Genomic DNA, 24,002 nt, shown 5'->3' with positions numbered 1-24,002 from the left:
CTCCGTTATACATATGGGGGGCGGCTTTTGCTGTCATGAGCTGTGAACCCGTAAAGCAGGCTACAGCCGCTCCACTCGGATGTCCTTCTCCAGGCGCAGGACATCCGCAGGAGTGATACGGCCAGCCATCGCATGCAGCGCGGCTGCCGTGCCGCAGGCCGCTCCGCGCCGCAGCATGGCGGGGAGGCCAAGGCCAGCCAGGTCGCCTGTGACCAGCCCGGCGACCATGGCGTCTCCGCTGCCGAGCGGGCTGACGATGTCAGCGTGGGGCAGCGTCACGCGGTAGCTGGCGGCGGCGGTGGCCGCCAGCACGCCGTCTGCGCCAAGCGAGACGACGGCCAAGCCAGCCCCGGCCTGCACAAGCTTGGCGGCAGCCTCGCGCATCGCGGCCAGTCCGCCACCGGGCGCGATGCCGGCGAAGCGGGCGGCTTCCTCCTCGTTCGGCTTCACCAGGTCGGGCCGCCCGCGCAGCCCTTCCCGGAGCGCCTCGCCGCTTGCGTCGAGTGCCACCCGGGCACCCTGCGCCTTCGCCAGCTCGCAGAGCTCGGCGTACAGCCCTTGCGGGCAGCCGGCAGGCAGGCTGCCGGACAGCAAGACCCAGGCGGAATCTGCCGCCAGGAGCCGGAGCTTGTCCCGGAGCGCGGCCAGCTCGCCCGGCCCAACAGAGGGGCCGCCCTCAATGAGCTCGGTCTGCGTGCCGGCTGCCGGGTCCAGCACTGTGATGGCCAGTCGGGTTTCGCCACGGGCGGCGGTCACGAAATCGGCCGTTATCCCTTCTTGCTGCAGGCTCTCCAAGAGCATGTGGCCAGTATGCCCTGCCGCAAAGCCGGTAGCCCGAACAGGCACGCCCAGCGTATGGATGACCCGGGCGGCATTAACTCCTTTGCCTCCGGGTACGGTCACGTTTTCTGTTATCCGGTGCACCCGATCCGGCTGGAAGCCGGGTATGTTGTAGATTTTATCGACGGCGGCATTTAGTGTAACGGTTGTGATCATCGTTCTTCCCCCCTGTTCCTTATGGACGCTGTATGCTAGGATATCAGCTTGAGGCCGGCGGCGGCCGCCAAAATCATCGCGATAAACAGCATTCTTTTCCAATCCTTGTCCTCACCGAACAGCAGCATGCCAGCCACGGTGCTGCCGACGGTCCCGATTCCGGTCCATACGGCATAAGCCGTGCCCATGGGAAGGTACTGCATCGAATAGCTGAGCAGCGAAAAGCTGAGCAGAAAAGAGACGCCCATCAGAGCGTAAGACCGCCATCCCTTCCTCATCGTAATGCCCTTCATACCAATGACGCCGAGCACCTCGGAGCTGCCGGCAAGAATCAATGCGAGCCAGGCCATCAGGCGTTCCCCCTTTCACGCGCTGCGGAATCGGTCACGAGTTTCAGACCGATTACCCCGGCAAGCAGCAGCGCGGTCAGCAGCACCTTCGCCCAGTTAAAAGGCTCGCCGAACAGCAGCATTTCGGCCGCAACGGTTCCGGCTGTGCCGAGCCCTGTAAAGACGGCATATACCGTGCCTACCGGTAGGCGGTTTGCCGCCTGAATAATCAGATAAAAGCTGACCCCGATGGCCAGCAGTGTGACAATCCATTCCCATGGTGTGGCGGCATGCTTCAGACCGGACACCCATATGACTTCTATGATACCTCCCAAAATAACGTACAACCAGCTGCGATTCATCTAATCTCCTTCTTCGTTAAGTATTCATACCACGCCAGAATATCGGCCAAGCGGCTTGGACGCGCCTGCGGTATTTGTCCGGTCCTACGAACAGCAGCTCCACGGCCGTGCCGTCAACGAGCGTAATGTAAGCCAGTGCAGCGCTTTTCACTTCTACACCGCCAGGCCTGTCCCAGGATGCCGCACGGCGCAGAAGCAATCGTGTCAGCATGCGCTCCATGCGCTCCAGAAACGGATATACGATATCCATCACCTCATCGCACAGCACCGCCGGCGGAAAAAAACACATCCGCAGCACCAGCTTCGCCGTGCTGCTGCTCTCGTACTCTTGTTCGAGCCATACAAAAAAATCTCGTAACAGCGCCTCGATGTCTGTGTCCCGGCGAGCGGCAAAGTAAGCAAAGATTCTGCGTGACTCCAGGCGGAAGGCATGGGCTACCACCTGCAGAAACAGATCCTCCTTGCTCTTGAAATGCGCATACAGCGAAGGTTTCCTGATGCCTACCTCCCCGGCGATGCTGCTGAGCGAGGCTCCTTCATAACCATGCTTGGCAAAATGGGACAGAGCAACGTTCTTTATATGTTCCAAACGCACAATATTCATTCACCATCCTAACGGTCGTTAGTTAATATTCTCACATTTCATGTGATATGTCAAAACACGGCTGCGTCGGTCAAGACCTAAGGAACCCGGGTTCCTCGTGAAAGCCGTTGGGTGCAAGTTTTGATTTGTAGAGCGGGTACGATGTTATACTATGGATACAGGCCTATAAGCTAAATAATGATGGTATCGATAAATCAGACAAGGGAGCTTTACATGAGTGATCAAACCAATGAAAACCGGCAAGAAATAAAGGGAGATGAATCGCTGCTGCCCGCAGGACGGACCGGGGAACGCAAGATTGAGCATGTCCGTTTATGCCTGGAAGAAGACGTGGCGGGGCGGGGCATCACAAGCGGGCTGGAGCGTTACGCATTCAGGCATAATCCGCTGCCTGAGCTTGATTTCGCGTCCATTCGCCTGGACAGCACCTTCCTTGGCAAGGCTGTGCGGACACCGTTGCTGATCAGCTCGATGACCGGAGGCAGCGTGGAAACGGGAAAAATCAACGAACGGCTGGCTGCGACGGCGGAAGCCAGGGGCTGGACGCTCGGTGTCGGATCCGTGCGGGCGGCCGTGGAGAAAGAGGAGCTGGCCACCACCTTTAATGTAAGGCGCCATGCCCCTAATATAACGGTGATTGCCAATCTTGGCGCGGTTCAGCTTAATTACGGATTCAATGAGGAGCTATGCCGCCGTGCCGTAGACATTGCGGGAGCGGATATGCTGGTTCTCCATCTGAACGGAATCCAGGAGGTATTCCAGCCTGAGGGGGATACCAATTTTGCCGGGCTGCTGAAGCAGATTGAGCGGGTGTGCCGTGTGCTAGAGGTTCCAGTAGGCATCAAGGAGGTGGGTTGGGGCATTGACGGTGAAGCGGCTTCCAGGCTGTTCGCGGTCGGAGCGGCGTTCATCGACGTGGCCGGCTCAGGCGGTACAAGCTGGAGCCAGGTGGAGAAATACCGGAACCCGGACCCGGTGAAACGAGCCGCAGCCGAGGCGTTCGCGGATTGGGGCAACCCGACGGCAGAATGCATTGTGGAGGTGCGTGCGCTTGCAAGCAAGGGCGCTATTATCGGCAGCGGCGGACTTAACAGCGGTGTGGATGCTGCCAAAGCGATTGCGCTTGGCGCGGATTTGGCCGGTTTCGGCCGTTCTTTGCTCGGCCCTGCCGTTGCGTCGGAGCAGGCGCTTCACGACAGGCTGGCACAGGTAGAGCTGGAGCTGCGGACCGTGATGTTCGGGATCGGCGCCGCCACTGTGGAGGCGCTGCGGGACACTCCGCGGTTGCGGCCTCCCGCAATTCAATCATGGAAGGAGCAGTAAAATGATTTCACTCAAACCGATGAATGCTGTGCAGTACGTAAGCTTTGAACAATGGCTGATCAAGGATTATGCCGAGGATAAAATAAAAGCAGGAGCCTGGACGGCGGAGGAAGCGCTGCAGCGCTCCCAAGAAAGCATACGTCAACATCTGCCTGCGGGCCTGGAAACGAAGGATGCTTATTTGTACGCCATCGTCCTCAATGAAGACGGGACAGAGCTGCAGATTGGGAACATCTGGTTTAATATCACAAGGCACACCTGGGGAACAGAAGCCTTTCTGCTGGAAATTGTCATCTTTGAGGAGCACCGGGGGAAGGGCTATGGCAGGCAAACGATGGCTGCGCTGGATGAAGAAGCACGCCGGGTTGGCGTCTCCCGAATCGGCCTGCATGTGTTCGGACACAATGACAGGGCGCTGCATTTGTACAAGGCTATGGGGTACACCATCACGGATATACAAATGAGGAAAGAGCTCTGACGCTTGCACGAGCCCGCTTCTCCGGTTGCCCCCTGCGATGGTTGTCATATATAATGTGGGATGGTGTATCAAGGGCAGTGTTTACATTATTTTATTTCATATAAATGGGAGTTGTTCTTACTATGGCTTTAAAAGCAGGTATTGTCGGGCTGCCGAACGTCGGCAAATCGACGTTGTTCAACGCGATTACGCAGGCTGGCGCTGAATCCGCCAACTATCCTTTCTGCACGATAGATCCGAATGTCGGCGTGGTTGAGGTGCCGGATGAGCGTCTGGATAAATTAACGGAGATGGTTGTGCCGAACAAAACCGTGCCAACCGCCTTCGAATTCGTAGATATTGCCGGTCTTGTGCGTGGTGCCAGCAAAGGCGAAGGCTTGGGCAACAAGTTTCTGGCTCATATCCGCGAGGTGGATGCGATCGTGCACGTCGTTCGCTGCTTCGAGGATGAGAATATCACGCACGTCGATGGCAAGGTAGACCCGGTAAGCGATATCCAGACCATTAATCTGGAGCTGATTTTGGCTGACTTGGAGAGCGTGGACAAACGAATTGACCGTGCCCGTAAGAACATGAAGGGCGGTAACAAGACAGGTGCGCAGGAAGTGGAAGTGCTGGAGCGTCTTAAGGAAACGTTGTACAATGACAAGCCGGCGCGCAGTCTGGAGCTGACCGATGACGAGAAGCTGCTCGTCCGCGATCTGCACCTGCTTACCATGAAGCCGGTGTTGTATGCGGCGAATGTCAGCGAAGACGGTGTGACCGATGCGGAGAACAATCCTTATGTCCAGCAGGTTCGCGATTTCGCGGCAGGTGAGAATGCCGAGGTGGTTCCGATCAGCGCCAAGGTGGAAGCCGAGATCGCCGAGCTTGAGGGTGAGGACAAAGCTATGTTCCTGGAGGAGCTTGGACTGGAGGAATCGGGACTCAACCGTCTGATCAAGGCGGCATACCGCTTGCTCGGACTGTACACCTACTTCACGGCTGGGGTGCAGGAGGTTCGGGCATGGACGATTCATAAAGGCACGAAGGCTCCGGGCGCAGCAGGCGTGATTCACAGCGATTTTGAGCGCGGCTTTATCCGGGCGGAAGTGGTATCCTATGATGATCTGGTGGCGGCAGGTTCCATGAACGGAGCGAAGGAACGCGGCCAGCTTCGTCTGGAAGGCAAGGATTATGTCGTGCAGGACGGCGATATTATGCATTTCCGCTTTAATGTTTAATATAGCTTTTTAAACCCTGAGAGGGAGCTGTGAATCAGCCCAATGTCATTAAGTTAAGGTGCAGGGCCAAAAATCAAGAAAAAGAGCAGGTTATCGAAAAGATAGCCCGCTCTTTTTTTCTGATGTTCCCATGTCATGCGAACGCTTTTGGGGCAGCCTCTTGCAGGTTCATTCCCGATGCTCCGGCGCATAGGCGCGAAGAAAGGCACGAACTCCTTCGACAATGAGGCGCTGGTTCCGGGCATCTTCCTCTTGGCGTTCCTGTCCCGGATAACTCAAAACCAACAAAAATGTCAAAGCAGCGAAATGTTTCGCGGCAAGCTGGGCATCCGGCACCGTCAACCATCCGCGCTTCCCGAATTCGGCCAAGCGCTTGGCGAGCGCTTCCTCCGGCATCCGGTCCATTTGGTCATACGTCGAATCCGGCAAGTGCTCTGCTTCCATCGTCACGAGCCGTAGAAGCGCAGCATAATCGGCCGATCCGATGGTTGACGTCATAATTTGCTCGCAGAACGCGATAAGCGCTTGTTCAAGATCGGAGACTTCCTGAAGCTTGTCTTCGACGGCCTGTTCGATCGAGGTCATAATCGCTTGCCCTGTCTCCTCAACGACGGCGAGCAGCAAGGCCCGTTTATCGCCGAAATAATCATAGACCGTCCGCTTGGACACGTTCGCCTGTGCTGCCACTGCGTCCACGCTTGATTGGTTGAATCCTTCCATCAGGAACAAATGACGCGCTGCCGCGAGAATGTCGGCGCGCTTTCGGATGGCGCTTTCGCGCCGTGGCTTGTTCGTCAAATTGGCTGTCATGACCTTTACCCCCGGACTGTAGTTTCCAAAAGATCTCGGCTATATAAAGAAATTTACTACACTATACGGTAAAGTATAAAATGTATTTCGTTTCATATCAACTCCGTAATGGAGGAAAGCAGCAATGGAATATTTCTCACTTTACTTTCTACACTATACGGTGTAGTATAATAATTGACCAAACTCATTTTGTAGGAGGAATACACCATGCATTTCACTTTGCCAACCATTGATGTTCTAATTGTCGGAGCCGGACCTACGGGCCTTACACTGGCCTGCGATCTGGCCCGCCGAGGCATCTCTCATCGCATCATCGAGCGTTCCAACGCCTTTAATACAGCCTCCAAGGCAAAAGGCATCCAACCCCGCTCCCTCGAAGTCTTGGACGATCTGGGGGCCGTGGACAGCGTAGTCCGGAAAGGGATCGTCGACCTTCCTGTCCGGTACTACAGCGAGGATGGCACGTTTGTAGACAAGCCGAGCATTACCGTCGCCGCAAGTGCCGGTCTCGCGACGCCGTACCCGAATCCGATCTGGATTGCCCAATTCGATGTGGAAGGAGCATTGCGCGAACGGTATGCCCAATTCGGTGGTCAAGTGGAGCTTGGCTTGACGGTCGTTGACCTGATCCAAGATGAGGAAGGCGTAACAGTTACCGCAGAAACGCCAGAAGGAGCCCAGCAAATCCGGACCCGCTACGTGGTCGGCGCCGACGGCGGGAAAAGCACCATTCGCAAGCTCATGAACCTGTCCCTCGTCGGGGAAACCTTCGAACAGCAGCGCTGGTATTTGGGCGACATCCGCCTGGAAGGCCTGGAACGAGACCGCATTCACGTCTGGGTTTCAAAGGAAGGGATGTTCGGGCTGACCCCCTTACCGAATTCCGAGCTCTTTCAGTTACAGGCCACGATTCAGGAAGAGATCGAAGATCCAGAGCAGCCATCGCTTGCGCTTTATCAAGCTATGCTCGACCGCCGGGCCGGAGCAGGAAAAGTCCGAGTCACTGATGCCTCTTGGTTGTCCATCTACCGGGTCAACGTCCGCATGGTCGAACATTACCGCAACGGACGGGTCTTCCTTGCCGGCGATGCGGCCCATGTGCATTCACCGGCAGGCGGTCAAGGCATGAATACAGGGATACAGGACGCGTACAACCTTGGGTGGAAACTGGCAGCCGTGCTTCACGGCTCGGATGCTGCCTTGCTCGATACGTACGACGAGGAGCGCCGCCCAGTTGCCCGCACCGTGCTGAAGGACAGCACGAAGAAGATGGACGCAGTCATGGAGACCGATACCGACAGGGGGGCGCTGTCGAAATCGCTGAGCACCATTTCCGATGATTTGACAAGCGGACTTCTCGTCTCCTACCGCTTTAGTGTTCTCACGCGGGCTTCAGCCCGCTCAAGCGAGAGCGGTCCCCAGCCCGGAGATCGGGCGCCCGAGGCCACGGGCCTTCTAGAAGGGACCTTTGAAGGAAGCGTCTTTGATTTGCTGCGTGGGCCGCACTGGACGCTTCTGGCCTTTGTCGATGGCAGCACGTCGCTGCCGGATATCGGCAACGATCAACTGCACGTACACCGAATCGTACGAACGCAACCACAGGATGCGGACGCCATCGTAGACTGCGAAGGGAACGCGTACCGAGCCTACGCTGCGGAAAACAACGAGCTTATATTAATTCGTCCGGACGGATACGTAGCGATGCGTGCTTCGATTGAGGATACCGAATCGCTCTTGGACTACTTGCTTCCCCTTCTGTCCAAAGTCTGATGTCAAATGCCCTAGCGATAAATCCGACACTAACGATCAGATTTTTGCCTTGAAAGACACGAACAGGAAATGATCCTATTTTCCACAAAAAAAGGACCTCAGTCTCCACTATACAGTGGAATTTGAGGTCCTTTCGTGTTGTGAATTGGGATGGGAAATTCGGTAGATATCAAAGGCTCGATCTTCGAAAAACGAGTAATTCACATTGTGAGTGTCTATTGCTGCCAAATAAAGTGCTCAACCTAAGCACACTCCCTGTTCAAATAAAGCCAAGCATGCTATAATAAAGTGTTGTATATCCATGTACTAAAACAATGAAAAAACATTGAATTTAATTTATATAATTTGTGGGAAAGAGGTGGATTCTCTTGTTGGATCGACTGCAATCTTTAGCGGACCGCTATGACAAGCTGAGCGAGCTGCTTTGTGATCCAGATGTGGCTAATGACAGCAAGAAGCTGAGGGATTATTCCAAAGAACAATCTGATCTGCAGCCCGCTTACGAGGCTTATACAGAATATAAAAGTGTTACGGAAGAGCTGGACGCCGCCAAAGCAATGCTGGGTGAAAAGCTTGATGATGAAATGCGCGATATGGTCAAAATGGAAATTGAGGAGCTTTCCGCCCGCAAGCAAGAGCTGGATGAGAAAATCCGTATCCTCATGCTTCCTAAAGATCCGAATGATGACAAAAACGTGATCGTGGAAATTCGCGGCGCGGCTGGTGGAGATGAAGCGGCTCTCTTTGCGGCCGATCTGTACCGTATGTATACCCGTTATGCAGATACTCAGGGCTGGCGCGTGGAATTGATGGATGCGAACATGAACGATCTCGGGGGCTTTAAAGAGGTTACGTTTATGGTCAACGGCCGTGGGGCCTACAGCAAGCTTAAATTTGAAAGTGGTGCACACCGGGTGCAGCGGATTCCGACGACGGAATCAGGCGGCCGTATTCACACCTCGACGTCTACAGTAGCGGTGATGCCAGAGGCGGAGGAAGTCGATATTGAGATTCATGACAAGGATATCCGCGTCGACACATTCTGCTCCAGTGGTGCAGGCGGACAATCGGTTAACACAACCAAATCGGCGGTGCGCGTAACCCATGTTCCTACCGGCATTGTGGCTACGTGCCAGGACGGAAAATCACAGAACTCCAACAAAGAGAAGGCGCTGCAGGTGCTGCGCGCTCGGATCTATGACATGATGCGTCAGGAAGAAGAAGCCAAGTATGCTGGTGAACGCAAAAGTAAAGTGGGTACAGGCGACCGCAGTGAGCGGATTCGCACGTACAACTTCCCGCAAAGCCGTGTAACCGACCACCGGATTGGTTTGACGCTGCATAAGCTGGATCAGGTCATGAATGGGGAAATTGAAGACATCGTATCGGCGCTGACCATTGCGGAGCAGGCTGATTTGATGGCACAAGAGGTATAAAGCTTTGGGGCGCGCGACTTATCAGATGGCGTCGGGCCGAAGCATCAGAGAAGCCTTAGCAGAGGCTTCTTCTTTTTTGGGGACTGTCGGGGTGATGGAGCCGCAGCATAACGCGCGGCTCTTGCTGGAGTATGTGCTCGGTCTGGAAGGGACGGCGTTCTACGCTGAGCTGGGTCAGCCTTTCCCGGCGGACCGCGCAGCGGAGTGGGCGCTGGTCGTGAACCGCAAGGCGGCAGGTGAGCCAGCGCAGTACATTATCGGCTCGCAGGAGTTTTACGGGCGCCCCTTCAGCGTCAATCCGTCCGTGCTGATTCCCCGCCCGGAGACGGAATTGCTCGTCGAGGCGATCCTGCAGCACGGCGACCTGCTGTGGCCGGGAGGCGCTCCTCGTGCCCTGGATATTGGTGCCGGCAGCGGCGCGATATCCGTGACACTGGCCGCCGAGAGGCCGCGCTGGCGGGTCATGGCTGGAGATATTTCGACGGCTGCGCTTGAAGTAGCGGCCCGGAACGCGGAGGCGAATGGTGTCTCCGTGGAGCTGCGCGACGGCGACCTGCTGCGACCGTTCGCAAGGGAGGCGGTGGACATTCTGGTGTCTAACCCGCCTTATATTCCGGCTGCGGACATTGCCGAATTACAGCCGGAGGTACGAGATCATGAGCCGCGCACGGCGCTGGACGGCGGCCCGGACGGCCTGGGCCCGTACCGGGCGATGATGAGCCAGCTACCGCTGCTGGCTGCACCGCCGCGTCTGATCGGCTTTGAGCTGGGTATGGGACAAGCGCGTGACATAGCCCGTCTCCTCGAGGAGGCAGGCCATTGGAGCCGTATTGTCATCGTGCCCGACTTGGCAGGCATTGAACGGCATGTACTGGGGATAGCGGACTGAGCCGTATTTTATTTTTGGCGGCCGATCCTTTACAATGAAGGAAGCTGAATGGTTGAAGTTGTTGGATCAAAGTTCAGAATTCGCTTCAGGGGGAAACTATGCTTCAGAAATTAAAAAGAATCGACGGCCCCATCATTACCATTTTGCTGTTATTGATGGGGATCAGTATTGTTGCCGTATATAGTGCCGGCCGCTATTGGACTGGTCATCAGAACGATTATCTCAAAATCATTACCAACTTCGCGATTGGCTTTGTAGCGTTGGCCGGTGTTACTCTGCTTGATTTCCGTATATTCACCAAATATGCAAGATATATCTATCTCGGCGGTCTGCTGGTGCTGGTACTTGTATTCTTTTTTGGCAGCACCCTCAACAATGCACAAGGATGGCTGAACATCGGCGGTCTCAGTATTCAGCCTGCCGAGCTTTTCAAGCTTGTTCTCATTATCAGTTTGGCCTACATGCTTATGCTTAGGAGGCAAAGCGAGCTCCGTTTTGTCCGGGACGTGCTCCCGATTGGATTGGTCACGTTTGTTCCTTTTGCCATCGTCATGGCGCAAAACGATTTGGGGAACGCGCTCTCTTATATTGTCATTCTTATAGGCATGCTGTGGATCGGCAATGTGAAGGCTTCTCATGCACTGATTGGTCTTGTTATATTTGCGGTAGCGGTAGGTGGCGGAATCAAGGCATATATTACCTTTCACGAACAGATCAATACCTTCATGGAAAGTATTGGCCGGGAGCACTGGACAGAGCGTTTGGACCCTTGGCTTATGCCGGAGGAGGCCACGGCGGCAGCCAAGTGGCATACGGAGAACGCTAAACTGGCGATTGCGTCCGGCGGTATGACCGGGGAGGGCTTTTTGCAGGGCTCTTCGGTGCAGTCCGGCCGTGTTCCGTACACGTACTCGGACTCCATATTTGTGGTCGTCGCGGAGGAATTCGGATTTGTAGGCTCCTCGGCGCTGCTGCTGCTCTATTTTATTATGATTCACCGCATGATTTTAATCGCTCTGGAATGCAGAGACAGGACGGGTCCGTATATTGTGGTCGGCATTGTGTCCATGCTGCTGTATCAGATATTTGAGAATATCGGCGCTTTTATCGGCATTATGCCGCTGACCGGCATCACGCTGCCGTTTATCAGCTTTGGCGGCACGTCGCTTCTAATTAACATGGCAAGCATGGGCCTGATTATGAGCATCCGTGTTCATGGGCAGGAAGTGGACGATGATTTGCCTGATCCGGCGCGGGCCCGCCCAGCTAAACAGGCTTGAACGGAGCAGTTCAAAGGTTCACGGGGGTTCTTTCCGTAAGGAAAGGGCCTCCGTTTTTTTGTCTTGTTTTTTTAGTAGATTGATAGGTTTATCCCTCCGGCAGGCGGACATACTGATAGACATAAAGAGTCCGGGGGGAAACGATCATGTCGGCATTATTCAGACAAACTATAATCATTGTTATCTGTTTATTTATATTAGTGATGTCCTGGGAGGGACAGAAAGTAGACGCAGCCGTACCCGGCTGGGTACAGCAGTCCGCTAGAATCCCGCATGAATCGATCCGGCTGCGCATTCTTGCCAATTCGGATCTGCCAGAAGATCAGCTCATTAAACTGGAAGTCCGCGATGCGGTCGTAGCTGAGATGAATACCTGGATCGATGAAATGGAACAGCCGCAAAGTTTGGAGGAGGCCCGGAGTATGGTGCAGGCACGGCTTCCTGAAATCAGCGAAGCGGTGGGTAAGGAGCTTGCCCGCCGTGGAATGACTTATACGTATAAGGTTGAGTTGGGACAAGTCCCGTTTCCGACTAAAATTTACGGTAGCAGGGTATACCCTGCCGGACAATACGAGGCTGTACGGATTACGCTTGGAGAGGGCGCAGGAAAGAATTGGTGGTGTGTGCTGTTTCCTCCTCTATGCTTTGTGGGGGCGAATAGCCCGCAGGAAGCTGAAAAAACGTCTGCAGGCAGTGAAAAGACTGCACAAGGCGGGAATAACGGGGAACAGGTGGAGGCGCGCTTCTATTTGGTGGATAAAGCTGTTGATGTATGGGATTGGGTTAGCGGACTGTTCGTTTGAGGATATCACAAAGTACATCGATAAACGTCTTCCTTACTTATGTTATAATGGGGGAACGAAAAGTAAGAGTCTGAGGATGAACAGCTATGAATGATGATCAAAAATTACAGCCTGAAGCCTCTGGTGCGCACTCACAGTCCGCGTGGCCGCAAGCCGGGCAGCGCCTGACATTCTGGTGGGACGTGAAGAAGCTTGAGGAAAGGGTAAAGGACGGTATGGAAGCGGAAGGGGGCTCTTATACGAGGCATCCCTCTCAATTTGCGGCGATGGCGCTGCAGGAAGCTGCTGCGCTGCTGCGTTCGGGGGATACGGTCGCTTTCCCGACGGAAACCGTATACGGTCTGGGTGCCGATGCCCGCAATACCGCAGCCGTGGAGGCGGTTTTTGCCGCCAAAGGCAGACCTGCGGACAATCCGCTTATTGTACACATTGCCCGGAGGAGTCAATTGGATGAGCTTGTGCAGCAAGTGAACGGCACGGCTGAGGCGCTGATCCAGGCGTTCTGGCCAGGGCCGCTCACGCTGGTGCTTCCGGTCAGGCCGGGTGTGCTGTCCCCCCGTGTAACGGGAGGGCTCGACACAGTTGCCGTCCGGATGCCGGATCACCCGGTGGCGTTGCGCCTGATTGCCGAAGCAGGCTGCCCGGTGGCGGCGCCGAGTGCGAATCGCTCCGGCCGCCCGAGCCCCACGCTCGCCGAGCATGTGCGCGAGGACCTGCAGGGCCGGATCGGCGGTATCGTCAACGGCGGCCCGACCGGCGTCGGCCTGGAGTCGACCGTGGTGCAGGCCGGTGACGACGGGACGGTGACGATTCTGCGCCCGGGCGGTATTACCGCCGAACAGCTTGCCGCCGTCTGCGCGGCTGTCACGACCGACCCGGGCCTGGACGGCGAAGCCGGTCCCGGCACCCCGGCTCCGCGCTCGCCGGGCATGAAGTACACGCATTATGCGCCCCTCGGGCGCTTAAGCGTGGTGGAAGGCCCGTCGCCGGCAATGGTGACGGGCCTGATCCGGCGTGAGCTGGCCGCTGCGGAGGCCAGCGGAGAGCGCACGGCCGTGCTCGCTTTTGACGAGCATGCGGCCGATTATATCGGGCAGCGTGTATACTCGCTTGGCAGTCTCGACACGCTGCAGGAGGCGGGGCAGCGCCTGTACGGGCTGCTGCGCCGCTGTGACGAGGATGGCATTACCTTCATCCTCGCCGAAGCCTGTCCTCCGCGCGGGCTGGGTGAAGCCATTATGAACCGGCTGCTGAAGGCGGCCGGACACCGGGTGCTCCGCGCGGACGCAGCAAACGAATAGTTTTTCTTCTTGTCCAGAACACCCGCTGAATGCCGTATGGCTAATGGGTCTCTGAGCTGCTGGCGTGGATACGGCATGTACTAGTTCCCTCCTTGTCCGCATATCGTGTACAGATTGAAACTGTACATGGAGGAATGAACATGCTTGAAGCCACTTCCCATTTGGGACAACTTCTCACTGTGCTGATCCTAGCCCTTGCACTCGGGATGGATGCTTTTTCGCTCGGAGTCGCTGTAGGGATGAAGGGTGTCAGGCTGAATGAAGTCCTGCGCATCAGTACGGTCGTTGCCTTGTTTCATATGGTGATGCCGCTGCTGGGCATGTTCACAGGACATTTCATGGGCGAAATGCTTGGTCATGCCGCATCATATGCGGCTGGGGTTTTGCTCATTTTACTTGGCTGTCACATGATTTATAATTCTATATACGGGAACGGTGTTCAGATACTCGATTATCGTTCCACGGCCGGAGTGATCCTGTATTCGCTTGGCGTGAGTATGGACTCCTTTTCGGTTGGTGTGACCCTCGGCATGTTCCGGAGTGATTTGCTGCTGACGATCGCCGTCTTTGGAGCGGCTGGTGGTCTGATGTCGGTGCTGGGGCTGCTGCTTGGAGGTCGCGTCAGCCGCAATCTTGGCGACTATGGGGAGGCTATCGGCGGAGCTGTTTTGTTTGCTTTTGGAATTATGTTTATTTTTTAATAAATTAAAGCGCATGGAGAGCAGGAGGTGGGAAATCTTGAAAAATATTTTGTTTGTGTGTACAGGCAACACATGCCGGAGCCCGATGGCGGAAGCAATGCTGCGCAAGCTGGCGGGAGAACGCCAGCTTGGTCTGGAGGTGCGTTCGGCGGGAGTGGCTGCAATGGACGGCGCAACCCTTTCCCGCCATACCGAGGCGGTCCTGCGGGATCACGGAATTGAGGAGACCTTCCGCTCCACGTCTCTGCATCGGGGATTGGTGGAATGGGCCGACTTGATCCTGACCCTTACGCAAAGCCATAAGAGGCATGTGATCCAGCGCCATCCTGCGGCAGCGGGGAAGACGTATACGTTGAAGGAGTATGTTGAGGATGATCCGGCGGTGCTGAATGATCTGAAAGAGCTGGACAGTCTGTACGCCTCCCAAGAAATGATGGCCTCCCTCGGAAAAGAGCTTTCCGTGGGTGAAAGGGAGCGTATGATTGAAATCCGCCAGCGGATTCCGAGCTTTGATATCTCTGATCCCTTCGGCGGATCGAGAGAGGACTATGACATTGCGGCCGCTGAAATCCGCACGGCGCTGCACCGTCTCACGGACAAACTGGAACAGGGGAAAAATCGGAGTTAATTTACAGTGGGCAATAGCCCTTTTGTTCAGATTGCTGTTGATTTCCCCGCTTTGATAAATTAAGATAAGGGTACATGAACGAGAATCCGGTGTGACTGGCGACGAGAGTGGGCTAAACCACGGTGGAGCATCGGATATACGGCCGGTCGCCTGGGCAAAAGAGCAATTACGCGAGCATTCGCGGACTGCTCTTTTTTCGTTGTGACAGGCTTCCTTGCTGCAGTGCGGCAGCCGGCCGTTTTTGTCGAAACAAAAGCCGGCATAATCAGCTATAATAAAAGCTGAAACTATGCCGGACGCAGGATAGGAGGGCCTGAGATGGAGCAGTTGGAGACGGCAGCCGGCCTGCGCGGGAATATCGCGACGGTATTAAGAGAGCTGGCTGAAGCCGCGGATTTGAAGCCGGGCAAGCTGCTGGTTATCGGTGTAAGCACCAGCGAGGTGTCGGGGCGGCGAATTGGCACATCCGGCGCGCTCGAAGTAGCTGAGCGGCTGCTGGAAGGTGTCAGAGAGGTGCAGCAGGAATACGGCTTCGATACCGCGTTCCAATGCTGCGAGCATCTCAACAGGTCCCTTGTGCTGGAAAGGGCCGTCATGGAACGGCTCGGCCTAAGGGAAGTGGCAGCCGTGCCGGTGCCGAAAGCAGGTGGTTCGATGGCAGCCGCGGCGTTCAAGTCGATGAAGGAGCCGTGCCTGGCTGAGACGATTGAGGCGCATGCTGGTCTGGATATCGGCGAAACGCTCATCGGCATGCATCTGCGCAGGGTGGCTGTACCTTTTCGTCCTAGCCTCCGTTATATTGGGGAAGCGCGTGTCAATGCGGCCGTTACCCGTCCTCCTCTGATCGGCGGGGAACGGGCAGTATACCGAATGGAGCAGGAAAACGAGGGTGCAGGCTGCGATTAAACCGTCCATACGCTGCACCGCCTTGGCAACAGTAAGCATCAAGAATAGAAATAAACATCATTATCGCGGGGAGGAACTTTATCATGATGGAAAATTTGCGCAAGAATGATCCGGCTGTGCTGGAGGCGATGGGGCTTGAGCTCAAGCGCCAGCGGAATAATATTGAGCTGATCGCGTCTGAGAATATTGTCAGCGAAGCCGTAATCGAGGCGATGGGCTCTGTTCTGACGAACAAATATGCCGAAGGATATCCGGGCAAGCGTTACTACGGCGGCTGCGAGCATGTCGATATTGTGGAAAATATCGCACGTGACCGTGCGAAGGAGCTGTTTGGTGCGGAGCATGCCAACGTACAGCCCCATTCCGGAGCACAGGCGAATCTCGCCGTATACCTGACGGCACTGAATACCGGCGACACGGTGCTTGGCATGAATCTGGCGCACGGTGGCCACCTGACACATGGCAGCCCGGTGAACGCATCCGGCCTGCTGTACAATTTCGTGGCTTACGGCGTGCGTGAGGACAATTTCCTGATCGATTATGATGAAGTGCGCAAGGCAGCCTTCAAGCACCGTCCGCGTCTCATTGTAGCCGGTGCCAGCGCATACCCCCGCACGATTGATTTCGAAGCCTTTGCTTCGATTGCAAACGATGTGGGCGCATTATTCATGGTGGATATGGCTCATATCGCAGGTCTGGTAGCTGCGGGCATTCATCCGAATCCGGTGCCGCATGCCCATTTTGTAACGACTACGACACACAAAACGCTGCGTGGACCGCGCGGCGGCATGATTCTGACACGCAAAGCCTGGGCGCAGGCTATCGATAAAGCTGTATTCCCGGGCACGCAGGGCGGGCCGCTCATGCATGTGATCGCGTCCAAAGCCGTGGCGCTGGGAGAGGCGCTTCAGCCGTCCTTCACCGAGTATGCGAAGCAAGTGGTGCGCAACGCTCAAGTACTGGCCGAAACGCTGATTAACGAAGGTGTCAATATCGTCTCCGGAGGTACGGACAACCATCTTATGCTGATTGATACACGCAGTCTGAACATTACCGGCAAAGACGCAGAGCACGTGCTGGACTCGATCGGCATTACGGTTAACAAAAACGCGATCCCGTTTGATCCGACAAGCCCGTTTGTCACAAGCGGCATCCGTATCGGTACACCTGCGGCGACTTCCCGTGGCATGGATGAGAACGCCATGGTTGAAATCGGCCAAATTATTGCCAAAACGCTGAAAAATGCGCAGGATGAAACTGTGCTGTCGGAGCTGCGCAGCCGTGTAACCAAATTGACCGATCAATTCCCGATTTACCCGGAAATTCAATACTAAGGCTCTGTCTGAACGATAGCGCTGATGCAAGAAACCGCCTGTATCCTATAAGGGATGCGGGCGGTTTCTTTGCTTTGCTGGGTCCATTTTCGGGTAATAGCCATATAGCCCCGTAGCGAAAAGTGAAATTCAGATCACAGTAAAGGAGCGATACTTATGAATTCAAGCAAACCCGCACGGCTGATGCAGCAGTTTATATTCGTCGGGCCGATGACTCTGTTTTTTATTCTGATTATGATCGTTCCATTTTTCCTGGGACTGTATTATTCGATGACGAACTGGGACGGGGTAACCGAGCACGTGACCTGGATCGGTTTGGACAATTATGTGCATATCTTCCTGAAGGATCCTGATTTTCGCGGGGCTTTCTGGTTTACGGTCAAGTTTACAGTCTGTGGTGTTCTGTTCACGAACCTGCTGGGCTTTGGGCTTGCTTATTTTCTGACCAAGCCGTTGCGGACGAGGAATGTTCTGCGGACGGTGTTTTTCATGCCCAATATGATTGGCGGCCTGCTGCTCGGCTTTATTTGGCAGTTTATTTTTGTAAGGGGTTTCTCGGCAGTTGGGGAAGCTACAGGGCTCTCTTTCTTTACGATGCCGTGGCTGGGAGACGGGCCGACTGCCTTCTGGGGCACGGTGATTGTATTTGTCTGGCAGTATGCCGGGTACCTGATGGTGATCTACATATCTTCTCTTAGCAATGTTCCCAAATCCCTGCTGGAATCGGCGCAAATTGACGGTGCTGACCGGTGGCGGATTTTACGTGAGATCGTCATTCCGCTGATTATGCCTGCGGTAACCGTATGCCTGTTTCTGGCGATTTCGTGGTCCTTTAAGGTGTTTGAGTTGAACCTGGCCCTAACTCAAGGGGGGCCGTTCAAATCCACGGAATCGGTTGCGCTGGACATCTATAACGAAGCCTTCACGAACAACCGGTTGGGCCTGGGCACGGCGAAGGCGATAATTTTCTTTGTGATCGTAGCCATCATTACTAGCATCCAGGTCCGCCTGACGAAGAAGAGGGAGGTTGAAATGTAATGCAAAGAGCATTCAGCTACAGAATAGCCGCTTTTCTCGTTGAGGTACTGCTCATTCTGGCGGGACTTCTTTTTCTGGTCCCGTTCTATTTTCTGCTGGTCAATTCGGTAAAGACCTTTGGCGAAATTTTGACCCATGCGGCGGCTTGGCCCACAGCTTTTCACTTTTCCAACTACGCAGCAGCCTGGGAATCCATCGATTTCCCTTCGGCCTTCGGCAATTCGCTGCTTGTCACGCTCGTCAGCAACGTCCTGCTGCTGCTGATCAGCTCCATGGCAGCTTACCAAATGGTGCGGAATAACACGCTGTTTAACCGCATTTTGTTCGGCCTGATCGTCTCGGCAATGGTCATTCCGTTCCAATCCATTATGCTGCCGCTGATGGAGATTTCGAACATGCTCAGCCTGAACAACAGCATTGCTGGACTGATCCTGTGTTATTTGGGCTTCGGCGCTCCGTTGTCCGTCTTTCTGTTTCACGGTTTTATCAAAACAGTTCCGCTTGAGATTGAACAGGCGGCACGTGTGGATGGCTCGAACCGATACGGCGTCTTTTTCCGTGTGGTGCTGCCTTTGCTGCAGCCAATGATGATTACGGTGCTCATTCTGAATACACTTTGGATATGGAACGATTATCTGCTGCCGTCGCTGATCTTGACATATCCGGACAAGCGCACGATTCCGATTGCGACCTACACGCTGTTCGGCCAGTACACCAAGCAGTGGGATTTGGCGCTGCCTGCACTGGTGCTCGGCATTCTGCCGATTGTGATCTTTTTTCTGGCGCTGCAAAAATACATCGTGTCGGGAATCGCGGCCGGTGCGGTAAAGGGATGAACAGGGGGATGAAACGATGAGGAGATCAATCATGCTTGTCCTTGCGCTCGTTACTGCCATGACGGGGACCCTGTCCGGCTGCGGAAACGCTGTGCGGGGAAATGAAGATGTGAAAACGATTCATATTTTTCAGTTTAAAGTCGAGCTGCTGGAGCCGCTGAAGGAGCTGAAGGCGGAGTATGAAAGGACGCATCCGGGCATCAGGCTGGACATTCAGTCCGTGGGCGGGGGTTCCGACTATGCATCTGCTCTAAAGGCCAGGTTTGCGTCTGGCGACGAGCCTGATATTTTTACGAACGAGGGATATGAGGACCGGGAAACGTGGTTTGAATACATGGAGGATTTGTCTGATCAGCCGTGGGTGAAGGACCTGGACGATTTCGCCCGCGAACCGATGACCGTGGACGGGAAAATCTATGGCCAGCCCATGAATCTGGAGGGCTTCGGTATTATTTACAATAAGGATCTCTTCAAGAAAGCGGGGATTACGGGGCTGCCGCGGACGCTGAATGAGCTGGAGGAGACGGCCCAACGCCTCAAGGAATCCGGGATTACGCCTTTTGCCAACGGCTTTGCAGAGTATTGGATTCTTGGAAATCATTTGGGCAATATCCCTTTCGCCCAGCAGGAGGATCCGGCGGGCTTTATCGCAGGGCTTAACGATGGGAGCGGGCAAATCCCCGGCAACCCTGTATTTGAGCAGTGGGTCGACCTGCTTGATTTGATGGTGAAATACGGGAATCCTTATCCGCTGACGACGGATTACAACGCGCAGGTCACGATGTTTGCGAGCGGGCAGGCGGCTATGATGCATCAGGGGAACTGGACGCAGCCGCAGATCGACGGCATTAACCCGGATCTCAATCTGGGCATGCTGCCTGCGCCGATCAATAATGACTCCGCCCAGGGGGACAAGCTGGCTGTTGGGGTAGCTGCGAACTGGGTGGTGAACAAGAATTCGCCGGTAAAGGAGGAGGCGAAGGAATTCCTAAATTGGCTGGTCACTTCAGAAACAGGGAAGAAATTCATTACGGAGAAATTTCAGTTTGTGCCTGCCTTCAAGACGATGGAAGCTAATGAGGGAGTTACCGGCGATCTTGGCATGGTCGTGGCTGAGCATGCAAAGTCAGGTGAAATCTGGACCTGGAATTTTCCGGGATTTCCAAAGGGATACAATCATGATAACAGCAGCAGCATGCAGGCTTATATCGCTGGTGTCATTACGAGGAAGGAAATGCTGCAGGAATTTCAGGAAAGCTGGAATAATTTGAAGTTCAGGTGAATACTCGGAAAACTCGGCTCGCTGTAGGTGTTAAATCATGGCGGGGAATGATATAATAAACAGGATTTGTGGCAGTATGTATGTACAGGCATTTTATCGAGTGAACACCGGAGGGACATTTTATGGGTAAATTGGTGATATGCGATCACCCTTTGATTCAACACAAACTAACATTTATTCGCGATGTTCGCACCAATACCAAGGATTTTCGTGAATTGGTGGATGAAGTGGCCACGTTGATGGCTTATGAAATTACGCGTGACATACCGCTTGAAGGCATCCGGGTACAAACCCCGGTGGCGGAGACGGAAGGTAAGGTCATCTCCGGCCGTATGCTGGGGCTCGTTCCGATTTTGCGGGCCGGGCTGGGTATGCTGGATGGCGTGGTTAAGCTGATTCCTGCAGCGAAGGTAGGGCATGTCGGATTGTTTCGCGACCCAGAGACGCTGCAGCCTGTAGAATATTACACGAAGCTTCCTACGGATGTAACGGAGCGCGAGCTGATTGTGATCGATCCGATGCTTGCGACCGGCGGTTCGGCGATAGCGGCTATTGATGTGCTTAAAAAGCGCGGCTGCTCGCAGATCAAAATGATGAACCTGATTGCGGCTCCGGAGGGAGTCAAAGCGGTACAGGATGCGCATCCGGACGTTGATATTTATGTAGCTGCGTTGGACGAGCGTCTTGACGATCATGGCTATATCGTACCGGGACTTGGCGATGCTGGTGACCGGCTGTACGGAACCAAGTGAGTGAAACCGTTAAAAGGAGTCCGACATGTCTAAAATAAAAGTTATGACAATTTTTGGTGTGCGCCCTGAAGCGATCAAAATGGCACCGCTTATTCTGGAGCTTCAGCGTCACCCTGAGCATATTGAATCGATCGTGTGTGTAACGGCACAGCATCGGCAGATGCTGGATCAGGTGCTGGAGGTGTTCCAGATCGTCCCTGATTATGATCTGGACGTCATGAAGGACCGGCAGACGCTGAACGAAATTACGATGCGGGTCCTGGCGGGCCTGGAGCCTGTCCTCCGCGAAGCGAAGCCGGATATTGTACTGGTGCATGGAGATACGCTTACCACTTTCCTGGCCAGCTACGCGGCCTTCATGCAGCAAATTCAGGTTGGACATGTGGAAGCGGGGCTGCGGACGTGGAACAAGCTGTCCCCTTACCCTGAGGAGATGAACCGGCAGCTGACAGGCGTACTGTCCGATCTTCATTTCTCGCCGACGGATTGGTCTGCGAGCAATTTGCGTCGGGAGAACAAGGCGGAAGACCGCATCTACGTTACGGGTAATACCGTGACTGATGTCTTCCAATATACGGTGCGCAAGGATTATGAGCATCCGGTCCTGAAGTGGGCGGAAGGCAAGCGCCTGATCCTGATGACCGCACACCGCCGTGAATCGCAGGGGGAGCCGCACCGCAACATTTTCCGCGCGGTCAAGCGCATTGCGGATGAATTCGAGGATGTGGCTATCGTATATCCGGTACATCCGAGCCCTGCGGTGAAAGAGCCAGCCTTTGAAATTTTGGGCGATCATCCGCGCATCCGGCTGATTGATCCACTGGATGTGGTGGATTTCCACAACTTCTACGCTCATACGCACCTGATTCTGACCGATTCGGGTGGGATGCAGGAAGAAGCGCCGTCCTTTGGTGTGCCTGTCCTGGTGTTGAGAGATACCACGGAACGCCCTGAGGGCATCGAAGCCGGTACGCTGGAGTTGGTCGGTACGGATGAGGAAAAGGTATATGAGCGCACGAAGGCGCTGCTGACGGATTCGGCAACGTATGAAGCGATGAGCAAGGCGGCTAATCCATACGGCGATGGGCAGGCTTCGGTAAGAATTGTCAATGCCATTCTTCACCATTTCGGTATCCGGGAGGAACGCCCCGAACAATTTCACAGAATGTTCACAAAATAAGTTTGGATAAAGTTCTTATAAACCTGCAGTTGAACATACAGTTCAACTGTACGGTTTATAAGGGTTACACTGCTTTAATGCCTTGCTTTGGGCCGGTTTTTTCGCTTTAGGGCGCTAAAATCTGTTCATTGACAAAAAGTCTGCTCATTCAGTAAAATGGACTGGAATTGCAGGGGTGACGTGGAAATGGCCAGACCGGAGAAGCCGGATAACAACCGGAATAACGGGGGGAATCCCTGGAAGGCAGTTGGCCTTGTCAGCGCTCTCGGCATTGATTTGGCTGTGTGCGCATTTGCTGGATTTTATGCAGGCAACTGGCTGGATGAGAAGCTGGGAGGGACAGGTATATGGATTGCCGTAAGCGTTCTCGTGGGGTTGGCTGCCGGTGGAGTCAGCGTTGCCATGGTCATCAGAAAGGTATTGAGGAACAGCAATGAGTGAAATGGCCAGATTTCAAAGAGTATTGTGGATTGTCGCGTTTTTTTTTATGGCTCTTTGTTTCTTGCTGGCGGCGTTGATGCCGCATCACCGTGATGTAGGTCACGGTTTGGTTCTTGGAACCGTAGTAAGCTGTCTAAATGTGCTTTATATGTCCTACAAAGTCCGGAAGGTGGCGTCTGCAGCCGCAGGCGAAGGTGGCAAGAGGATCATGGGACTCGGCTTTGGCGTGAGGGTTGCAACCTCTATTCTCGCCATGGTGCTCGCATTGGAGTTCCCGTCTTATTTTCATGAAATCGCGGTCGCTGCAAGTCTTGTCTTCGGACAACTCCTTCTTCTAGTTATAGGTATCATATTGGCACTTCAGGAGGATAAACAGCGAGGCTGAGAAAGGGGTGAGAAAAAAATGCATTTATCACCGATTATCGAACTGGGCGGATTACGTTTTGACCTGTCCATCATACTGATGCTGCTTGTAACCTGCACCATTGTGTTTGTTCTTGCCAGGTTGGCTACTAGCAATTTATCAGTAGAAAATCCGGGGAAATTACAAAATTTCATGGAATGGGTCGTAGAGTTTATTCAGAACATGATCTCCAGCACGATGGATTTGAAGAAAGGCAAGCCTTTCCTGGCTCTTGGCATGACGCTGCTCATGTTCATTTTTGTGAGCAACATGCTGGGGCTGCCATTTGGTATCGTAACGAACTATGAAGATCCCGCTAAGGCAACCTTCTTCGGTAAACCGCTGGTTACGGTTCAAGAGCTGTTTGCAGAGGCGCACACAGCGAATGCTGAGGAACATCCTCACGCAGCCGTGCAGTGGTGGAAATCACCTACGGCGGATGCAGGAGTGGCTATGGCGCTGGCCGGCTTGATCTTCTTGCTGGTACATATTCTGGGCATGTTCCGGAACACCAAGGCTTACTTTAAGCATTATGTGCAGCCGTTCCCTTTCTTCCTGCCTATCAACCTGATCGAGCAGTTTTCCAAGCTGCTGACACACGGAATGCGTTTGTTCGGTAACATTTTCGCAGGCGAGGTTCTGATTTCCGTGCTGCTCAAGCTGGGGGCTCTGGGTGTGGCGGGTTCGATTGCTTCCGTACTCGGATTGGTTGTTTGGCAAGGCTTCAGTATATTTGTCGGAGCGATCCAGGCGTTCGTCTTTACCATCCTGACGTTCGTTTATATCTCTCAGGCAATAGAAACGCATGATGAACACTAGGTTTCAAGGTTAAGTTCAGGAGTTCGCTTCGCGCTTAACTACAAATACATCTATTTAACACAACTACACATCTCTAAG

At 54.4% G+C, this 24,002-nt stretch carries 26 protein-coding genes and 1 riboswitch; of the genes, 21 read left to right on the top strand and 5 right to left on the bottom strand.

Annotated features, from left to right (window positions below):
- Positions 1–60: 60 nt before the first annotated feature.
- Genes OIN60_RS04960 through OIN60_RS04945 form a run of 4 tightly spaced genes read right to left on the bottom strand, consistent with a single transcriptional unit; the run spans position 61 to position 2,291 of the window.
- Positions 61–996, bottom strand: coding sequence for a 1-phosphofructokinase family hexose kinase (locus OIN60_RS04960; protein ID WP_305753748.1), 936 nt, complete (start codon positions 994–996; stop codon positions 61–63).
- 35 nt (positions 997–1,031) lie between these two features.
- A complete protein-coding gene (locus tag OIN60_RS04955) occupies positions 1,032–1,346 on the bottom strand; it encodes a DMT family transporter (RefSeq protein ID WP_305753747.1) in 315 nt (104 codons plus the stop codon).
- A complete protein-coding gene (locus OIN60_RS04950; protein ID WP_305753746.1) occupies positions 1,346–1,687 on the bottom strand; it encodes a DMT family transporter in 342 nt (113 codons plus the stop codon). Before OIN60_RS04950 ends, OIN60_RS04955 begins: the two co-directional genes overlap by 1 nt.
- A 16-nt stretch (positions 1,688–1,703) precedes the next feature.
- Entirely contained in the window at positions 1,704–2,291 is a 588-nt protein-coding gene (locus tag OIN60_RS04945) for a TetR/AcrR family transcriptional regulator (RefSeq protein ID WP_305753745.1), read from the bottom strand.
- A 213-nt stretch (positions 2,292–2,504) separates the two neighbouring features.
- Between OIN60_RS04945 and fni the strand changes: the two genes are divergently transcribed.
- The 3 genes from fni to ychF all read left to right on the top strand — a co-directional run bounded on the left by fni (position 2,505) and on the right by ychF (position 5,315).
- The gene (gene fni / locus OIN60_RS04940) at positions 2,505–3,614 is read left to right on the top strand and encodes a type 2 isopentenyl-diphosphate Delta-isomerase (RefSeq protein ID WP_305753744.1); all 1,110 of its coding nucleotides are present in this window, start codon (positions 2,505–2,507) and stop codon (positions 3,612–3,614) included.
- Between the two features lies 1 nt (position 3,615).
- A complete protein-coding gene (locus tag OIN60_RS04935) occupies positions 3,616–4,092 on the top strand; it encodes a GNAT family N-acetyltransferase (RefSeq protein WP_305753743.1) in 477 nt (158 codons plus the stop codon).
- Positions 4,093–4,214: 122 nt separating this feature from the next.
- Positions 4,215–5,315, top strand: a complete 1,101-nt coding sequence (gene ychF, locus OIN60_RS04930) for a redox-regulated ATPase YchF (RefSeq protein ID WP_305753742.1) — start codon at positions 4,215–4,217, stop codon at positions 5,313–5,315.
- A gap of 168 nt (positions 5,316–5,483) precedes the next feature.
- Here the strand turns inward: ychF and OIN60_RS04925 are convergent, their stop codons facing one another.
- Entirely contained in the window at positions 5,484–6,125 is a 642-nt protein-coding gene (locus tag OIN60_RS04925; RefSeq protein ID WP_305753741.1) for a TetR/AcrR family transcriptional regulator, read from the bottom strand.
- A 207-nt stretch (positions 6,126–6,332) separates the two neighbouring features.
- Between OIN60_RS04925 and OIN60_RS04920 the strand changes: the two genes are divergently transcribed.
- The 18 genes from OIN60_RS04920 (at position 6,333) to atpB (ending at position 23,924) form a co-directional block, all read left to right on the top strand.
- Positions 6,333–7,895: an FAD-dependent monooxygenase gene (locus tag OIN60_RS04920; protein WP_305753740.1), complete on the top strand. Its 1,563-nt coding sequence runs from the start codon at positions 6,333–6,335 to the stop codon at positions 7,893–7,895.
- A 368-nt stretch (positions 7,896–8,263) separates the two neighbouring features.
- Positions 8,264–9,331: a peptide chain release factor 1 gene (gene prfA / locus OIN60_RS04915; protein ID WP_305753739.1), complete on the top strand. Its 1,068-nt coding sequence runs from the start codon at positions 8,264–8,266 to the stop codon at positions 9,329–9,331.
- Between the two features lie 25 nt (positions 9,332–9,356).
- Positions 9,357–10,220: a peptide chain release factor N(5)-glutamine methyltransferase gene (gene prmC / locus OIN60_RS04910; protein WP_305754084.1), complete on the top strand. Its 864-nt coding sequence runs from the start codon at positions 9,357–9,359 to the stop codon at positions 10,218–10,220.
- Positions 10,221–10,318: 98 nt separating this feature from the next.
- The gene (locus OIN60_RS04905; protein ID WP_305753738.1) at positions 10,319–11,500 is read left to right on the top strand and encodes an FtsW/RodA/SpoVE family cell cycle protein; all 1,182 of its coding nucleotides are present in this window, start codon (positions 10,319–10,321) and stop codon (positions 11,498–11,500) included.
- A gap of 146 nt (positions 11,501–11,646) precedes the next feature.
- A complete protein-coding gene (gene spoIIR, locus OIN60_RS04900; protein WP_305753737.1) occupies positions 11,647–12,303 on the top strand; it encodes a stage II sporulation protein R in 657 nt (218 codons plus the stop codon).
- 215 nt (positions 12,304–12,518) lie between these two features.
- Positions 12,519–13,604 carry an L-threonylcarbamoyladenylate synthase gene (locus OIN60_RS04895; RefSeq protein WP_305754083.1) on the top strand — a complete coding sequence of 362 codons (1,086 nt, stop codon included), beginning with the start codon at positions 12,519–12,521 and terminating at the stop codon, positions 13,602–13,604.
- 140 nt (positions 13,605–13,744) lie between these two features.
- On the top strand, positions 13,745–14,305 hold the full coding sequence (locus OIN60_RS04890; protein WP_305753736.1) for a manganese efflux pump MntP: 561 nt from the start codon (positions 13,745–13,747) through the stop codon (positions 14,303–14,305).
- Between the two features lie 37 nt (positions 14,306–14,342).
- A complete protein-coding gene (locus OIN60_RS04885) occupies positions 14,343–14,933 on the top strand; it encodes a low molecular weight protein arginine phosphatase (protein ID WP_305753735.1) in 591 nt (196 codons plus the stop codon).
- Between the two features lie 81 nt (positions 14,934–15,014).
- Positions 15,015–15,096, top strand: a riboswitch (ZMP/ZTP riboswitch).
- A 155-nt stretch (positions 15,097–15,251) separates the two neighbouring features.
- Positions 15,252–15,839, top strand: coding sequence for a TIGR01440 family protein (locus OIN60_RS04880; protein ID WP_305753734.1), 588 nt, complete (start codon positions 15,252–15,254; stop codon positions 15,837–15,839).
- 83 nt (positions 15,840–15,922) lie between these two features.
- Entirely contained in the window at positions 15,923–17,173 is a 1,251-nt protein-coding gene (gene glyA / locus OIN60_RS04875; protein WP_305753733.1) for a serine hydroxymethyltransferase, read from the top strand.
- Positions 17,174–17,329: 156 nt separating this feature from the next.
- On the top strand, positions 17,330–18,211 hold the full coding sequence (locus OIN60_RS04870) for a carbohydrate ABC transporter permease (RefSeq protein WP_305753732.1): 882 nt from the start codon (positions 17,330–17,332) through the stop codon (positions 18,209–18,211).
- Positions 18,211–19,047, top strand: a complete 837-nt coding sequence (locus OIN60_RS04865; protein ID WP_305753731.1) for a carbohydrate ABC transporter permease — start codon at positions 18,211–18,213, stop codon at positions 19,045–19,047. Before OIN60_RS04870 ends, OIN60_RS04865 begins: the two co-directional genes overlap by 1 nt.
- A 16-nt stretch (positions 19,048–19,063) precedes the next feature.
- Positions 19,064–20,329, top strand: coding sequence for an ABC transporter substrate-binding protein (locus tag OIN60_RS04860; RefSeq protein WP_305753730.1), 1,266 nt, complete (start codon positions 19,064–19,066; stop codon positions 20,327–20,329).
- 122 nt (positions 20,330–20,451) lie between these two features.
- Positions 20,452–21,081, top strand: coding sequence for a uracil phosphoribosyltransferase (gene upp, locus OIN60_RS04855; RefSeq protein ID WP_305753729.1), 630 nt, complete (start codon positions 20,452–20,454; stop codon positions 21,079–21,081).
- Between the two features lie 25 nt (positions 21,082–21,106).
- Positions 21,107–22,261 carry a non-hydrolyzing UDP-N-acetylglucosamine 2-epimerase gene (wecB, locus tag OIN60_RS04850; RefSeq protein WP_305753728.1) on the top strand — a complete coding sequence of 385 codons (1,155 nt, stop codon included), beginning with the start codon at positions 21,107–21,109 and terminating at the stop codon, positions 22,259–22,261.
- 186 nt (positions 22,262–22,447) lie between these two features.
- On the top strand, positions 22,448–22,702 hold the full coding sequence (locus OIN60_RS04845; RefSeq protein WP_305753727.1) for an AtpZ/AtpI family protein: 255 nt from the start codon (positions 22,448–22,450) through the stop codon (positions 22,700–22,702).
- On the top strand, positions 22,695–23,087 hold the full coding sequence (locus OIN60_RS04840; protein ID WP_305753726.1) for an ATP synthase subunit I: 393 nt from the start codon (positions 22,695–22,697) through the stop codon (positions 23,085–23,087). The genes OIN60_RS04845 and OIN60_RS04840 overlap by 8 nt, the downstream gene beginning before the upstream one ends.
- An 18-nt stretch (positions 23,088–23,105) precedes the next feature.
- Positions 23,106–23,924: a F0F1 ATP synthase subunit A gene (gene atpB, locus OIN60_RS04835; protein ID WP_305753725.1), complete on the top strand. Its 819-nt coding sequence runs from the start codon at positions 23,106–23,108 to the stop codon at positions 23,922–23,924.
- Positions 23,925–24,002 lie beyond the last annotated feature (78 nt).

This window comes from Paenibacillus zeirhizosphaerae (assembly GCF_030705605.1).
GTDB lineage: Bacteria > Bacillota > Bacilli > Paenibacillales > Paenibacillaceae > Paenibacillus > Paenibacillus zeirhizosphaerae.
The sequence above is the reverse complement of the archived record's forward strand: the minus strand, read 5'-3'. Positions and strand labels throughout refer to the sequence as shown.